11 protein-coding genes and 1 tRNA gene are annotated in these 15,397 nt (G+C 68.2%); 6 read left to right on the forward strand and 6 right to left on the reverse strand.

Annotation, left to right across the window (positions count from 1 at the left end; genetic code table 11):
* The first annotated feature begins 719 nt into the window (after nt 1-719).
* The 3 genes from D0T12_RS21285 to D0T12_RS21295 all read left to right on the forward strand — a co-directional run bounded on the left by D0T12_RS21285 (nt 720) and on the right by D0T12_RS21295 (nt 5,540).
* Complete coding sequence (locus tag D0T12_RS21285; RefSeq protein ID WP_147339576.1) at nt 720-1,862, forward strand: GTPase domain-containing protein; 1,143 nt, start codon at nt 720-722, stop codon at nt 1,860-1,862.
* Entirely contained in the window at nt 1,859-2,485 is a 627-nt protein-coding gene (locus D0T12_RS21290; RefSeq protein ID WP_117401403.1) for a hypothetical protein, read from the forward strand. Before D0T12_RS21285 ends, D0T12_RS21290 begins: the two co-directional genes overlap by 4 nt.
* Nucleotides 2,486-2,993: 508 nt before the next feature.
* Nucleotides 2,994-5,540, forward strand: coding sequence for a hypothetical protein (locus tag D0T12_RS21295; RefSeq protein ID WP_117401404.1), 2,547 nt, complete (start codon nt 2,994-2,996; stop codon nt 5,538-5,540).
* Here D0T12_RS21295 and D0T12_RS21300 read toward each other — a convergent pair.
* From D0T12_RS21300 to D0T12_RS35465, 3 genes are all read right to left on the reverse strand, one after another.
* Nucleotides 5,521-9,822 (reverse strand): nSTAND1 domain-containing NTPase, encoded by a 4,302-nt coding sequence (locus D0T12_RS21300; RefSeq protein ID WP_117401405.1) that lies wholly within the window; start codon nt 9,820-9,822, stop codon nt 5,521-5,523. The genes D0T12_RS21295 and D0T12_RS21300 overlap by 20 nt on opposite strands.
* Nucleotides 9,819-10,142: a CU044_2847 family protein gene (locus D0T12_RS21305; protein ID WP_117401406.1), complete on the reverse strand. Its 324-nt coding sequence runs from the start codon at nt 10,140-10,142 to the stop codon at nt 9,819-9,821. Before D0T12_RS21305 ends, D0T12_RS21300 begins: the two co-directional genes overlap by 4 nt.
* A gap of 116 nt (nt 10,143-10,258) precedes the next feature.
* Entirely contained in the window at nt 10,259-10,636 is a 378-nt protein-coding gene (locus D0T12_RS35465) for a PAS domain-containing protein (RefSeq protein WP_158581573.1), read from the reverse strand.
* A gap of 210 nt (nt 10,637-10,846) precedes the next feature.
* Between D0T12_RS35465 and D0T12_RS21315 the strand changes: the two genes are divergently transcribed.
* Entirely contained in the window at nt 10,847-11,548 is a 702-nt protein-coding gene (locus tag D0T12_RS21315) for a GNAT family N-acetyltransferase (RefSeq protein WP_158581574.1), read from the forward strand.
* 328 nt (nt 11,549-11,876) lie between these two features.
* Here D0T12_RS21315 and D0T12_RS21320 read toward each other — a convergent pair whose 3' ends face one another.
* From D0T12_RS21320 to D0T12_RS21330, 3 genes are all read right to left on the reverse strand, one after another.
* Nucleotides 11,877-12,215, reverse strand: coding sequence for a helix-turn-helix domain-containing protein (locus tag D0T12_RS21320; RefSeq protein WP_199487598.1), 339 nt, complete (start codon nt 12,213-12,215; stop codon nt 11,877-11,879).
* Nucleotides 12,216-12,678: 463 nt separating this feature from the next.
* A tRNA-Lys gene (locus tag D0T12_RS21325) sits at nt 12,679-12,754 on the reverse strand.
* Nucleotides 12,755-12,797: 43 nt separating this feature from the next.
* A complete protein-coding gene (locus tag D0T12_RS21330; protein ID WP_117401610.1) occupies nt 12,798-14,072 on the reverse strand; it encodes a cytochrome P450 in 1,275 nt (424 codons plus the stop codon).
* Nucleotides 14,073-14,096: 24 nt separating this feature from the next.
* On the opposite strand from D0T12_RS21330, the gene D0T12_RS21335 reads away from it, so the two are divergent.
* Complete coding sequence (locus D0T12_RS21335) at nt 14,097-14,492, forward strand: PaaI family thioesterase (RefSeq protein ID WP_199487599.1); 396 nt, start codon at nt 14,097-14,099, stop codon at nt 14,490-14,492.
* A gap of 1 nt (nt 14,493) precedes the next feature.
* Entirely contained in the window at nt 14,494-15,171 is a 678-nt protein-coding gene (locus tag D0T12_RS21340) for a dienelactone hydrolase family protein (RefSeq protein WP_117401409.1), read from the forward strand.
* Nucleotides 15,172-15,397 lie beyond the last annotated feature (226 nt).

Consider the following 15,397-nt stretch of genomic DNA (forward strand, 5'->3'; position numbering starts at 1 on the left):
TCGAGCGGCACACCCCTGCGAAGGCGCCGATGGCGGGTGATCTTGGGGCGCTAATCCGCCGACCTGTTCCGTTGAACGCCGCAGGCATGGTAGAGCACCTGAGGGAATGCTGGTCGAGATCAGGCGGCTGGACGCGGCGAACGAGGACGTGGCCCTGGGCGCGTGGCTGCGCGGTGAGCTGGTCGGCGTGGTGAATCACAGGGGTGTCGGGACGCTGCTTCTGGTGCAGCCGGGAACGGAGGCGCGGGCCGGCGATCGCGAGCTTGTCCACCCTGCACGCCGTGTTTCAATGGCTTTCCGAAGTCCAGGAGGCATGCGGGTAGAACCCGAAGCTGTCAATCATGGGGTCCTGGGGTCAGCCCGTAGCTGGCGCTCGGGTTGCGGTCACGGCATTAGACGGCAGAACGTAACTAATCATTGCCGTCTTCGGGCTCCCGGTACACATCGTCGGCGTCGTCTTCGGTGGAGAAGGCGGTGGAGGCGCGGCCTTGTGAATCATGGAGGTGCGAGACCGGTCGGCCACATCAGGTCCTGACCTAGAACGGACACGACGGGGTTTTGGTGGTCCGTCAGAGCGCATAGTTGAGGCTGACAGGATGGACGGGGGATGGATGGCAGGCTTAACGATCAATGTGATGGTTCTCGGTGAACGGGGATCGGGGAAGACCCTCTACCTGGCGGGTCTGTACAGGCAACTGTCGTACGACAGCATAAAGAGCGTGGTCACGCTCAGCCCGAACAATGTGCACACCCGAATTCTTGACCGGCTCTACGAGGAGGTGACCAGTGTGGAGGACGGTCATTTCCCCGAGCCGACCGGGTGGGGTGTCGACATCTGGTCCTTCGAGTGTTCCGTGTTCGCCGGTGATGGCGAGCGAATCAGAGCTTTCTCGATCTTCGACATCAATTACGCAGATTACGCGGGCGAGATGCTCGACGGCGGAGGTCTCGATGCCCAGGAGCTCGGTGAGAACCAGGTCATCAAGCGCTTCGACGAGGCGGTCGAGCGCGCGGACGTCTTCATCGTGCTCATCGACGGGCATCGGCTCCTGCGGCTCATGCGCGGCGAGCCGCGGTGGGAGCCGTGGCTCGACAACTACCTGAGAGCGCGCCTGGCCACGATGACCAAGGTGGCCAGGAAACGCCATACCTGGCGGCCAGTGCAGTTCGTCATCACCAAATGGGACATTTTCGAGGACGAGTTCTCCTTCGAGGACGTCCGCTCCAAGATTCTGGCGCAGCCCAGCCTGCATGACTTCCTGGAGGGGCGCCGGGAGAGCGGCGGCGCGCCCATTCGCCTGATCCCGGTAAGCGTGACCGGGCGGTTCGCGCGCCTCGACGAGGAGGGCGTGATGGTGAAGGTGCCGACCGAGGCGATCAGGCCGCTCAACCTCGACATCCCGTTCGCCGCGGTTCTGCCTGACCAGATCCGCGCCGCCCGGCAGGAGGCCGCGCAGAGAGCTGCCGGAGACACTGGCAACGGTCTGGCGGAGAACAAGATCACCGACCGGATCAGGTGGTTCGAACGGGTCCGCAGGGGTAGTGACACGGCCAGAGCCCCCCTCCTCAACCTGGTCGGCAGGTACTTCGACAACAGGGGAGCCACGCCGCGGGGCAAGGCCAATGCCAGCGCCGCCTTGGAACAAGCCTTTCAGTGGCTGGACCAGCTGGCCGAACGCCGACAGCAGGCCGCCGAATACGAACTGAGCGAACTGCGCCGGATCCATCGGGCCAGGCAGGCGAGAATCGAGAGCCACAACGCGGCACTGTGCCTGGCGATCGAGAGTTTCGACGCGCGCCTGCGCGAGTTCGAGAAGGCCTTTCCAGGGTCGTTCCTCCTGGAGAGGAAGTTCACCGAATGAACGCTTCTTCGCAGGCTTGGCCGTTCGTCATCGTGCAGACGAAGATACTGCTGGCCCCCGACTTCCTGCTTGGGCCGCGGCTCTCTGGGCGGTTGCTCGACGCCGCCAATCCGGGGCCGCTGTCGACCGAGAAGGCCAGAGCCAGGACGATCGAGCTCTCCGGGCGCCAGAAGGCGACGATCTACTTCCGCGCGGTGCGGATCGCGGGCAAGGACGTGGGGCGTGACACCGAATGGATCCGTGACGTGGGCTCACGCCCCATGGTGATGATCGAGGGTGTGGTCCTGCGCGGCGGCCATGGTGAGATCGACGAAGGCCTCCTCGACTTGGCTCGCACTCAGGTTCTCCCGGCGGTTCGCGACTACGTCGATCATCCGGCTACCCGCCCGGAAGTGCGCGCGTCCTGTCCCGTCGGAAAACAGTTCGTCTCCGAAGCCGAGGAGCCGTTGATAGAACGGCCACCGGTCACGGTCCCTACCGGCGCTGCCCTCAGGCAGGAAGCGGCCGACAGCCGTCACGGGCAGTCCCTACGCCTAACCTGGAGGATCGCGGTCGGGCTTGGGGCGCTCGGGGCGGCTATGGGGATCATCATCTGGAAGATTCTGCGGGCGGTCATCGGCTAGTGTCCTGCGCCTGGAATCAGTAGGGCACCGGACGCCGGTGACCGCCGACCCGCCACGGGTCCACCTCCATCGCCCGTGCCTCCAGGGAAGGCGGGAGACTGTCGCGGTGGTGGGTGCACTTTTCGATATCCGGCATCGGGGGAACGGCGCAAGGCCCGCAGCCGCCTGTTATGGCCGGTGCTGGACGACTCGTCCGTGTACATCGCTCGGCTGGGCATTTCGGATGGCTCGTCCTCATGCCCATCTCGCGCCGTGAACGCCTCGGTGCGTCCGCACCGCAATTGAGTCCGGGGAAATGCCAGCGGTGCGACGACAGCGGATGTCTGCACAGTCGCCAGCGTCACCGGACGCGGATGACCGCAGGAGATGTGACTAGGTTGCGCCAACGCTCCGGGCTGTGCGTCGATTGGTCCGCGGATAGGTTCGTAGAGACATTCTGATTGTGATCTAGAAGCGGCTTTGGAACCATCGTGAGTGCTCGGATGTTCGCGGTATGGAGTGCTGATAAATGACTGAACTGGTCGACTTCTCATGGATGCCTGATGCCTGGTTCGTAGGACGTGAGGACTTACTGGCCGAGCTCACCACGACGACCGGAGAGCGGCGGATTCACCAGATCGTCGGCGGTGCGGGCACGGGCAAGTCATCACTTCTCTTCCAGACCGGCCGCAGGCTCGCCGCCGGCGGGCTGGCCGTCGGGTACATCAGCGCCAGCCGGATCGCCGCGGTCGCCGCGGCCCCCGCGGGAACCCCGGACGCACAGGCGCGCACCACGCTCAACTGGTGCCGTACCGCGGCCCGGCTCATCGCCACAGACCTTGACGGCGCCCGTGTGACGGACGCCGCCCGCCAGAGGAGGATCCAGGACGCCGCGAACCGGATCATCGACACGGTCTGGCGTACCGAGCGCATGTCCGATCCGAAGTATCGCGGTGCGGACGGCTCCGGGCCGGACGCGCGCATTGGCCGCCAGGACGCGGTCGCCGCCCGGCCCGACGACCTTGTCTGGCTTCTGTTCGACGAGGTCAGAGACGTGCTGTCGGGTTGCGAGGAACAGTCCAACGACCACGCGGGCCTGGCCGTCCTCATCGACGAATTCGACCGTGTCGAGGGGACCCCGACCGCCGGATGGCTGCTCGACCTGCTGGTCAGCCTGCCCGCAAGCGTGAGGATCGTCGCGCGCCGTCCGGGCGGCCCGACGCCCGAGGGCGTTGTCCATCACCTGCCCCCGCTCAGCCGCTCGGACGTCGCGAGCTACCAGCGGATGCGGCTACCGTCCTCTGAAAACCTCGATCGTCACATCGCCCAGACGGTGGAGATGACGCAGGGGTACGCCCTCGCGGTCGGCATAGCCACCGACCTGTACGCCGCGTACGGCGAAGAGCTCGACCTGCGACGGGCGTTCGGCACGACCGGGAACCTCCCGGAGGGAGCCGGGACGTCCTTACGGCTGGACGCGATCGGCGCGGCGCTGGACGGGCTGCTCGACGATCTGTGGAGCCCGGCCTCCTGGACGCGCGACCGGGGCCGTCTGCGCCTGCTCGACAGGCTGAGCGTGGTGCGGCGGTTCGACGAGCCGCTGCTCGCCGCGCTCCTCCAGGACACCGGCGCGGTGGCGGCCGAAGTTTCCGCGCTGCAGACCGTTCTGCGGCATCAGTCCTTCGTCGTCGGGTTCGACGACGACCTCGAACAGGGCCTGCGGCTGCACGAGGCCGTGCGCGGCCGACGCGAACGGGCGCTGCTCGGCCAGGACCCCGCCTTCTACCACCGGATTCACGGTTACGCCGCCGCACATTGGGAGAGGCTGCTCAACGCATTCGAAACCGACGAGGATGATGCGCTCTACCGCACATGGCATCGCTACGAACACCCCGAATGGCACGTACTGCAGACTGACTGGCTTTTTCACTTGGCCCGCTCGGATGCCGAGCCGCGAACGGTCGACCTCGCCTTCGCACGGGTCTTTTTCGACGCCTTCTGGTGGGTCGGTGAGGCGGTGCCCTTTCCGCTCTGCGACGAGATCCTCGACCGGTTCGAGGACATGCCCCATGCGGACGAGTCACCCGCGAGCCGTGAATGGCTCGGGTATCTGAGGATGTTCCGCAGTTCCTTCCCCAGCACGCTGCGGCCCGAGTACGCCGAGCCCGGGCAGTGGGAACGCTCCTGGGAGGCGCTGCGGGGGATGAGCGCCCTGCTCGACCGTGCGGCGCACGGCGTCCCGCAGGACTCTCCGGAGGACGACAACGTCATGCAGGTCAGGGGCCTGATCCATACGTACCTCGGTGAGGTGGGCGCTCGCCTGAAGCGGCCGCTCGGGGAAGTGCTGGCCGCATACCACGAGGCCAGGATCGCGTTCGACTACCTGGAAGAGGAGTGGTGCCTGCTGTGGGTCGACTATCTGAGCACCGACGTCCTGTGCGCTCCGCAGTACCCGGGGCATTTGGACGAGGCCGAGCGGCAGATCCGTCCCCTGGAGGCGAGGATCGCCGAGCAGGCTGAATACGAGCTGCGCGTCCTGCTCGCCGAGACGTTCGGGGAGATCAACTGGCGGCGCGCGTTCGAGGTGCCGCCGCCCGAGGTCGCGGGGCGCCTGCGCGCGGCCCTTGACGCCCATGCTCGCGCGGTCATGCACGCCTACGTCTTCAACACCCGCCAGGAGACGCCCGACCAGGCGCCGAGCGAATACACCAGGGTGCTGTACGAGTCGCGGTTGGACCATGTCCGCGCGCGCATGCGCGACCTGAAGCTGATCAGTGAGGACACCTCGCGTGCCGGTGAGCTGCGGGAGACCGCCCGGCGCGAGTATGAGGCCGCCCTGGTCCGGATGGAACGGCTCTTTCGCCCGTACTGGGCCCACGTCCGGCAGACCAGAAGAACCGCGCCGTCCGGTCTGCGGGAGGTTGGCAGCGACATGCTGGAGGGCATCTTCCCTCCGCCTCCCACCGGGGCGGACCTTGACACCCGGTCCAGTTCGTTCGCCGACGCCGTCCGGCATTTCCTGCGGGTCCGGCTGCGCGAGTTGGACGACCGGTCGGTCACCGCTCCGCTTCCCTGACCGGCGGGGGAAGCTCGAAAAGAATCACCTCGCGTCCCGATCCCACGGCCAGCACTCCGGGTGCGCTGTCGAGTGCCGTGACGGGATAGGGACAGGCGATCCGGTGGAGGGGGCGGGGATCGGACGGGTCCTGCACGCTCCAGATCATGACGTAACGATCCGTACCCCCACTGATCACCACGGGATGGTCGTCGAGTGTCGTGGCCAGCACCGCGAGCACCTCGCCGTCATGGGAGAGGGTCGCGAGCTGCTCGACGTCCCGTAGATCCCAGAGGCGGACGCGGGTGTCCTCGCCGCCGGTGACGACGAGCGGACCTCCTCCGAGGTCGGCGCAGGCGACCGCGTTGACCGCCCCGGTATGGCCTCGCAGGTAATTGCGGGTCTGCAGCGTGTCCAGCCACCAGACCTGGGCCCGCTCATCGGTGCGGGCACCGACCAGCACGGGCCGGCCGTCGAGTTCACCGCAGGTCAGTGCGGTGCTGGCGCCGCGGCGCTGCGGGTCGGGCCGCAGGTGCCGGGGAACCGGCGCGCCGGGCCGCCCGGCTTCCGGCACGTCCCAGACCCACAGGCCTCCCCGGGCGTCGGCCGCAGCCACCTGCAACCCGGGGGCGCCACCGTCGATCATCGACGCCATGCTGCGGCAGGTCACGGCCGAGATCGGTCCAGAGGGGACGTCGAGCACCATCGGCTGCGCGCCGCCGTCCAGGTACCGGACGCTCACCTGCCCCTCGGCGCCGCCGAAGACCGTCACCGGCTCATCGCCCAGCACAGCGCAGCCGACCGAGGTGACCGGGGCCCCGAAGTTCGTGAACGGCTGCTGCGGCTCACCTGACACCAGATCCCAGCACCGGACGGCGTCGGCGGCCACGCTCAGTACCACTGGCTCGCCCGGGACGCACGCGACCGCCGACACCTCGGCCGAGTGGCCGGGGCGCGGAGCCAACGCCGTGGTGCCCGACCCGCTGTACGACGTGCGCCGCTGACGGCGCGAGCCCCCCGTGGCATGTGAGCTGCCTATGGCGGGTGAACTGCCCGTGGCCCGTGCGGCACGCGAGCCGCCCGGACGTCCAGCGGTACCAGATACGGCCGAAAGATCCCAGGCTCTGACGGTACCGTCGTCGTCCCCGCTGACCGCGAACGGCGGCTGGTCGGTTCCGCCGCCGGCCGAACAGGCCGTGTCCCTTTCCGCGCATACGATCTGGCGTACCGCGCTGGTGTGCCCCACGAGGGTCTCCACCCGTCGCCTGACCTCGAGGTTCCAGACGCCGATCGTTCCGTTGGCGTGCGCGGTGAGTGCGATCACGGCACGGCCGATTCTCGTACAGGCCACGGTGAGAGCACGCTCGTCATCCATGCCCAGTGGTCCCAGGGGCTCACCGGTGTCGAGGTCCCAGAGTTGTACCGGCCGATCCCGATGGCAGGTGACCGCGACCGGGGCACCATTGAGTTCGGTGCAGGCCACGGCCTGCACCTCGCTCACGCCGTCGATCGAGGTCGGCCGCCGCACTCCGGCGCGCAGGTCCCACACCTGGGCTCCCCCTGTGCGTCCGGCCAGGACGGCCAGCGCCGCCGTCGCGCCGGTCTGGAGGCAGGCGACCACCAGGTCCGGTGAACCGGGGAACCCGGCCAGGGGGTGCCAGGCGAAGGGGGGCGACGGACGTAGGCATCCGGCAGATCCGTCGGATCCAGCGGCGCTGCCGCAGACCAGGACCGGCCCGTCCTCAACCATGGCGCCGGCCAGGGCGTGGGCACCGTACCCCGGGATGGTCAGGTGTTCGGACGGGGCCCGGGTCCGCAGGTCCCAGGCGCTTACCGTGCCGTCGTCGCCGCTGGTAAACGCCACGGGCTGGCCGTCGACGTCCGCGCAGGCGATGGCCTGGACAATGTCGGCACCGTCGGGCAGCGGGCATCGCATCTGGGAGCCGTCGTGGACGTCCCAGAAGCAGAGGTAGCCGTCCAAGCCGCCCGTGAGGGCGATCTGGCGGCCGTCGGGAAGGCGTGTCGCGGCGATGGCGCTCACCCCGGCGTCATGGCCGTGCAGGCTCCACAGCAGCGCGCGGCTCGCCTGGGCCCCGCTTGCCCAGCGGGGCCGCACCGGTAACGGGTCGCTGAGCCCGCGGAGCAGGGTCGTGGCCTGGAATCGGGCGGCGTCGATGGCGAGCAGTTCCCGGCGCTCCTTCAGCTGCAGGCGGCGGCCGTCCGGGTCCAGGCCGGTACCGGCCTCGGTTCCCCGGTAGTGGTGGGCCGAGGTGCGATAGACGTCGCGGACCGCCCTCCCTTCCGGCGTCCCTTCCGGCGCCGTGGTCCGGTTGAGCGCTCGCAGCAGCGACGCCGGCTCGGCGTGCACCAGGAACTCGGCATCGCCGATCAGCTTGTCGAGCACGCCGGACGCTGCCTCGGCCGCGTGCTCGGCCAGATGGGCGATCAGGTAGGCGGGCGCTGTGTCCCATCCGGTGCCGTCCCCCGCGCCGCCGTGGACGTCCAGCAGCGTCTCGACGATCGCCTGCTGATCGTGGGACCGCTTCGGTTCGGACGGCAGCAACTCCTCGTCGAGGGCACGATGGAACAGCCTTCGTGTGATCCCGTCCGCGCTGCTTCCCGTGGTGAGCAGATAGCCGGCCATGGGCCCGGAGTGCATCCACTCCGGGCTGAGGTGCTGAATCCTCCTCGGTTCCAGGGCGCGGACGAACAGGAGCCACTGGTCGTCGGTAAGCCCGGCGCCCCGGGCGTAGGCGAGGGCGGTCAGCAGGCAGCGCACGGCGGTCCGCTCGGCCACGGGAAACCGGTTCAGGCAGCCGGTGAGCGCCTCGCCGACGCCGGAGGGGACCATCTTCTGCGCGTCGAACCCGGGATCGGCCGGATCGACCGGCGCGTCCGCGCGGGCGAGCGCGATGGCCGCCAGTGCGGCGACCAGGTAGTTGCCCTCGGCGCGGTCACCGATCACCCGTGCCAGCCTGGCGCGCAGTTCCGGGTCGCTCCGATAGGCACGCCACGCCGCACCGGACGGTTCGTGGATTTCCACCTGGGCCAGCACGGCCGCCGCGGCCCTCTCCAGTCCTGGAAGATCCTGGTACTCGCCATCGAGGTCGACTAGATCGCAGCTTCCGCCGGGCGGCTTGAGAGGGGTCAGCAGGTCGTCGCCGTCGCTGTCGCGGTTCAGCCGGCAGGCCACCGCCACGCGCACTGCGGGCACCCGTGCCAGGGCCGACAGCACCGCGGCCATCTTCCTCGCTTCGCCGTCGGCCGCCTCGTCCAGCGCGTCGACCGCGATCTGGACGGGAGCGGCCGCTCCGGCCTCGTCCAGTGATTTCAGCCCTTCGATGAGCGCGTCGGGGGAGGGCGACCGCGGCAGGCCGCACAAATCGGCCACCGCGTCCAGCAGGGCGTCCACCGTGGTGTCACGGGCAAAGAACGCCAGGCTCCCACCCGCGCTCGCCTCGGGCTGATCGATGATCGCCCGGGCCAGTACCGAGGACTTCCCCGCGCCGGGCCTACCGGTGATCACCAGGGCCCGCCCCTCGGGCGCCGTCGCCCTCAGATGCTCACCGACCCTGCCGACGGCCGCCCGCCGACCGCGGAACAGGTCCGCGTCCGGGTCGCCGGCCTGCCGGGCATAGGCCCGGCAGGTGAAATGCGCCGCCGATCCCGCACCGGCGAATGACCACGGGCGAGGGAGGCCCTGCCACACTCTTCGTACCGCGCTGACCGGCACGAAGCGGGAGACCCGGAGGTCCGGGATGGCCCCCCGTAACAGGCCGACCAGGCACGGGCGCTCGCCGGCGAAGGCGATGACCGGACCGCCGCTCTGGCCCTTCAGCGAGCCGAGGGCCCTCTCGGGCCAGTCGACCTGCACGAACCCCTTGGCGATTTCTGTCGGGTTGGTGAAGTCCCTCCATGCGCCCTCGGCCTTCAGATCCTCCGCTGGGTAGCCGAAGAGGTGCACCTTGTCAGGGAGGCGCCGCACCGGCCACAGCGCCACCGGCGCTGGCCCCACCGGCGCACGGTCCAGTTCCAGCAGCGCCACGTCCAGCTTCTCGGGATCGGCCTCGGGCCCGAGGTCGACGCGCCTGGCCCGGACCATCGGCAGCCCGTCGAACCGCAGCCCTATCTTCGACCCGGCGCAGCCCTTCAGGACGTGCGCGGCGGTCAGCACATGGGTCGGACCGACCAGGACTCCGGAGCCGAGGGGGACCCCCTTCTCCCCTTGCCCCACGTCGCCCGCCCTCAGCCGCCGGCACACGAGAGGCGCCGCCGCGACCACGCCGTCGAGGGGACCGCTCATTCCTCTGCCGTCCCCCCGCGCCTCCAGGTCAGCGTCACCTCGATCACGCTCTCGCCCTGTGCCTTGACGAAGTACCAGCCGACCTTCCCGGACACCTTGACGCCGAACTTCATGGTCAGCTCGTCGACTCCGGTGACCGTGGCGCGGGTGGAGGCGGCCAGTTCCTGCGCGGTGCTCGCGATGCGCGCAAAGCGCGCCTGCAGACGGCCGTGGTCGGCGATCTCCTCCTCGCCTCCCTGGTCGTCGAACAGGGAGGCGCTGTCCGACTCGAAAAGGACCTCGGATCCGTCCTCCAAGGTATAGCGCACGAATTCCGTCATGACCCTGCCTTCTTCTCTGTGATCCTACCCGTCGCTGGCATGACAAATCCGAGAGCGTGTGCAGTACGGCGAACCTGCTCGCCCCAGAAACGGACCAAATTATGGGCCGGTCGGAATCAGAGTTCAGGCAGTGCGTCGGCGCCCGCGGGCGGTTCCGCCGCCGAGAAAAGCGCGACGGCGCCGGCCGGGCTTCCCCATGGATCACGGAGCAGTATCAGCCGGACGGCGAGCGGCCGCACCGAACCGTCCTGGCAGTGAACCGGAAGCCGCACGGCGCCGCGGTCGAGCCCAGTGTCGGCGGTCGTCGCGGGAGTGGCCATGAGCGCACGGAACGCGGCCCAATGCGCTTCCTTATACTCGTCTGGCACGATCACATCAAGGCTTTGACCGACAATGGCACCGGCCTGATGGCCGAGCAGCTTCTCGGCCCCGGAATCCCATGACCGGATCAGGCCATCGGTGTCGGCCACCACGACTGCATACGAATTCTTCACGCCCACCCCTTCTTGCCCTAGCCCCCACGGGGTACGGGACGTATCATGCACTGACGCGATGGCTGATTGCGAATCCTTACCTCCGCGCAAACACGAACATACCGAAGGCAGGCTTTCTCGCCGGGGATTCGGTGCAATCTTGGTATGAGTCCCCTCACCAAGGAGCAGCCCGTGGCAGGATCGGCTCCCTCGGCGTGTCACGTCGAGCCAATGGCCTCCATCGATGATTCCGGCCTGACCGATTTCTACGAACGCGTACTGGTGCCGAACTTCCCGGCGGACGAGCTGGAGGCCGAGGCCAACTTCATCGCCAGCGTCCGTTCGGGCGGCACCCATGTCCTCGCCGCGCGGACGCCCGCAGGCGACATCCTCGGCGGTGCCGTCGGCGACTGGTTTGGCGGCAGCCAGGTGGCGCTGCTGTCGTATCTGGCGGTGCGGCCCGGAGTGCGCAGCGGCGGCATCGGTACGCAGTTGATGGCCGCAGCCACCGACGCTTGGACCGCGCGCTGGAATCCCCGCCTGCTGGTCGCCGAAATCGAGGATCCGCGGTACCACCACGCCACGGCCTACGGCGATCCACGCGCGCGCTTACGCTTCTACGAGCGGCTCGACGTGCGGTTCCTGCCGATCCCCTATTTCCAGCCGGCGCTCGGCAAGTCCGGACGCCGGGTGCCCGGCCTGATGCTCATGGTCTTCGGCGGTACGGTGCTGCCCCGGCGCGAAGGCATGGTGAACGGCGCCCATGTCGAGGAGTTTCTGACCGAGTACTTCGAGGTCTGCGAAGGACCGCCGGCTACCGACGACCTCCAGCTGAAACGGCTGCTGGAGGCCTGCCGCGCCCCCGGCGGTCTACCGCTCCTCTCCGCCGCCGAACTGCCCGACCCCCGAAACAACGAGCCTGGTTCCCTCTGAAGGAGCCCCAGAACAGCAGACGCCCGGGAGCCGGTCCGGATCCTCTCTTTGCCAGGGTCGCGCCTTGCGTCCCGTGTCGAGATCCCAGAGGTCCATCGCGGTTCCGTGGGAGGTGACCACGTAGTTCTCGTCGCGGGTAATGTCCACGGTCCCCTCTGCGTCCGGGACCTTAAATAACCGCTTCCCGACGTCGTGTCCCACACGCTCACGCCCTCGGGCTCACCGAGGAGCAGCCGCTAGGACTCCGAGTAGTTCCTGGGCGATCCGGAAAGGGTCCACGGGGGGCTTCACGACGCCCGCCTTGGCGAGCAGTTCGCGTGCGGCGACATCAGCTCTGGCCATGACCGCCTCCCGCCAGCTCGCTGGCTGCGGATGTCACGTTGGCCAAGGCTTCCGCAAGGTGCTCTGGCATCCCCGACTCGACTCCGCCAAGCTCAGCCAATACGGGCAACAGGTCAGCGGCGCTGACCCTCAACACATCGGCGATCAAGGCCAGCTTGTAGGGGGGTGGCGCCTGGGAACCGGCTTCGATGTTGGTGATCGACGCCCGAGAGAGCCCGACCATCTGGGCAAGCTGGGCTTGGACGAGATCGGCGTCCTTGCGGGCAGCGCGGATCCTGGCTCCCATCGCCTGATTGAACCGAACTTCCTGATCGTGCTCTTCCACCGGACCCCTTCGATGTCAGCGTGGCTGTCATCACTGTATATGCGCATCGCCGACGCCGGAGGAGACCCACCCAGGTGCTTGTTCGCACACGGGCGAAAGTTGCCTCTGCTGGAAAGCCGTGTTAGTGCACCGCGAAGAGGGTGTTGCCGCAGATGGGACGGTCGCTGCGTCTGTCTAGTGGCGGCGCCCGGGGTGAGTGGGGGATCTGGTGAGGCGTCGAGCGCATCCGGATCGGCGTTACGTGCGTCTAGCGGTGATCCCCGCTCGCGGAATTTTCCTCGAAGCTCAGGGTGCCCGCCACCCATACACGATGGCGGGCGGGTGCCGGGGAACATCGTTGGAAATCGGGGGTGACCAGGCCCGATCCGTGCCCACGAGCAAACCTCGAGCAGACAGCGGGCCAGAGCGGGGCGAATCGGGCGGCGGGCAAACTGGGACAATCTCGTGTTTGCCCTGGTCAGGGTGGTGGGTCGCGTGGGACTCGAACCCACAACCTACGGATTAAAAGTCCGGAGCTCTGCCAATTGAGCTAGCGACCCGTCCCGCAAGGGTACCGAGATCGGGGAGGGGTTTGCGACGGGGTTACGGGGCCAGGTGGACGGGGAGGTGCTTGAGGCCGTTCTGGAAGTTGGAGGCCAGGCGGACGGGCGGGCCGGTGCGGGTGATGTGGTGGGGGAGGAGTTCGCGGAAGATGGCGCGCATCTGGGTGCGGGCCAGGTGGGCGCCCAGGCAGAAGTGGGGGCCGAAGCCGAAGCTGACGTGATCGTTGGGGGTGCGGGTGATGTCGAAGCGGTCGGGGTCGGGGAAGGCGGACTCGTCGCGGTTGGCTGAGGCGTGGTAGACGACGACCTTGTCGTTGGGCTGGATTTCCTGGTCGCCGAGGGTGATCGGTCGCGTGGCGGTGCGGCGGAAGTTCATGACGGGGGGCCAGTAGCGGAGCATCTCCTCGACGGCGGAGGGGAGGAGGGACGGGTCGGCGCGGAGGCGGGCCAGTTCGGACGGGTGGTCGAGGAGGGTGAGGAGCCCGCCGGGGATGCCGTTGCGGAGTGTCTCGTTTCCGGCGACGGCGAGGAGGAAGAACATGTTCTCGAACTCTTGGGTGGTGAGGCCGCCTTCGAGCATTCGGGACATGATGTCCTGGTTCCGGCGTTTCTCGGCGGCGAGGGCGTGGGCGTAGGCGAACATGTCGGCGAGGGCGGGGTAGGAGCGCGGGTTGACGGGGTGGCCGTCCGGGCGGGTGGACGGTGTGGGGCGGTGCCGCATGGCCGCGCGGGCGATGGGGCTCATGGTGGCGGTGTCGGCGGTGGAGAGGGCGGCGTACTCGGTGTCCTGGTAGCCGATGACGCGGGACGCCCAGTCGTAGAGGAGGCGGCGGTCGGACTCGGGGACGCCCATGATGTGCGCGAGCGTCCAGACGGGGAGGTCGGCGGCGAGGTCGACGAAGTCCGTTTCCCTGTTGAGGGCGGAGGCGATGAGGGTTCGGGCGCGGTCGTTGATGGTCTCTTCCAGGGCGCGGACGGAGCGGGGCGTGAAGGCGGCGGCGACGATGCGGCGGAGGCGGGCGTGGTCGGGCGGGTCCTGGTTGAGCATCATGGCGCGGACGAAGGCGAGGTCCTCGGGCGTGTCGGGGTCGCGGATCTGGGTGGCGCCGAGGTTGGAGGAGAAGAGGTCGGGGGAGCGCAGGACGTGTTTGACGTCGGCGTGTCGGAACACCGCCCAGTAGCCGGTGCCGGCGGGCCAGGAGCCGACGGCCGGTTCGGGGATCCAGGTGACAGGGGATGTGGCGCGCAGCCTTCTGAACGTGTCGTAGGGGACGCCGGACGCGTAGGTGGCGGGCAGGAAGATCTCCTCGTCCATGTCCTCAGCGTGCATCATGTGACGGTGAAGCCCGAAGAGATCCTGCGTGACGATTTCGCGCCGTGGGTGCTGGAACTGGGGTTGGTCGTCGAGGAGGTGGCGGAGGACGGCACGGTCGTGCTGCGGCTGCCGTGGTCGGACCGGTTGGCGCGGGAAGGTGGCGCGCTGTCCGGGCAGGCGTTGATGGCGGCGGCGGACACGGCGGTGGTGATCGCCGTGTCGGTGGCCAAGGGCGGGTTCGTTCCGATGACGACCGTGCAGCTCAGCACGTCGTTCCAGCGTCCCGTCATGGGACGGGACGTGCTGGTGGGCGTTCATCTGTCGAAGCTGGGACGGACGCTGGCGTTCGCGGAGATCGACATGACGGTCGGTGGGACGACCGTCGCACATGCCAGTGCCGTTTACGCGATCTTGGAGTGATATGTCGCGCGTTGAGAGGGTCGTCGTTCCGGACGGCGAGTTCAGTCTGCACGTGTGGGGCGACCGGGGGCCCGGGATCCTGCTCGTCCAGGAGATCTTCGGGGTCGGCGAGTACATGGAGGCGGTCGCCGAGGATTTGGTGGCGCTCGGATATGTCGTGGCCGCGCCCGACATGTTCTGGCGAATCGAGCCGGGGTGGACGATCCCGCACAGCGAGGAGGCGGTGCCGGAGGGGACGTCGATGGCCTCGCGGTTCGACTGGGAGAGAGGTGTGGAGGACGCGGCGGCGGCGCTGGACGTGCTGAAGGGGCTGCCGGGCGTGGGCAAGGTCGGTGTTCTGGGCTTTTGTTTCGGTGGGACGCTCGCCTACAGGTTGGCGGCCAGGGCAGAGGGCGATTCGTTGGTTTCGTTTTACGGGTCGGGTGTGCCGGCGGCCTTGGAGTTGATGGAGTCCATTGAGGCTCCGGCCCAGTTCCACTTCGGTGGGAATGACCCGTACATTTCTCGGGAGGACGTCGCCAAGGTGGAGCGTGCGATGCGGGACGGCATGGAGATCCACGTCCAGGAGGACGGTGGGCATGCCTTCCACAACCGCAAGGCGCCGATGTTCTACCAGCCGGAATCGGCGGAGCGTGCGTGGCGCCTCACCGAGCGATTCCTGGCCCGAACTCTCTCGTAGTCTTCAGGGATGCAGGTCTAGGAGGGTGCTGGCTGCGCCTTCCATATAACTGGAAGGCGTCGCTGTTCTGCAGGTTGGAGAGTGTGTGGCGGTTCAATGGTCGTAGTTTCAGGGTGCGGACGGCATAGGGTGCAGGTCTAGGCGGGTGGTGGGCGCGACTTCCATATGATCGGAAGGCGTCGCTGTTCTGTCGCGGAACGGGTGGAGTGTGGCGGTATAGGGGACG

The organism is Actinomadura spongiicola (genome assembly GCF_003432485.1).
Lineage (GTDB): Bacteria > Actinomycetota > Actinomycetes > Streptosporangiales > Streptosporangiaceae > Spirillospora > Spirillospora spongiicola.

Coding starts and splice junctions, on each gene's coding strand:
- D0T12_RS21290 (WP_117401403.1), top strand. CDS start 1,859: ATGAACGCTTCTTCGCAGGCTTGGCCGTTCGTCATCGTGCAGACGAAG.
- D0T12_RS21295 (WP_117401404.1), top strand. CDS start 2,994: ATGACTGAACTGGTCGACTTCTCATGGATGCCTGATGCCTGGTTCGTA.
- D0T12_RS21300 (WP_117401405.1), bottom strand. CDS start 9,822: ATGAGCGGTCCCCTCGACGGCGTGGTCGCGGCGGCGCCTCTCGTGTGC.
- D0T12_RS21305 (WP_117401406.1), bottom strand. CDS start 10,142: ATGACGGAATTCGTGCGCTATACCTTGGAGGACGGATCCGAGGTCCTT.
- D0T12_RS21315 (WP_158581574.1), top strand. CDS start 10,847: ATGGCCTCCATCGATGATTCCGGCCTGACCGATTTCTACGAACGCGTA.
- D0T12_RS21330 (WP_117401610.1), bottom strand. CDS start 14,072: ATGGACGAGGAGATCTTCCTGCCCGCCACCTACGCGTCCGGCGTCCCC.
- D0T12_RS21340 (WP_117401409.1), top strand. CDS start 14,494: ATGTCGCGCGTTGAGAGGGTCGTCGTTCCGGACGGCGAGTTCAGTCTG.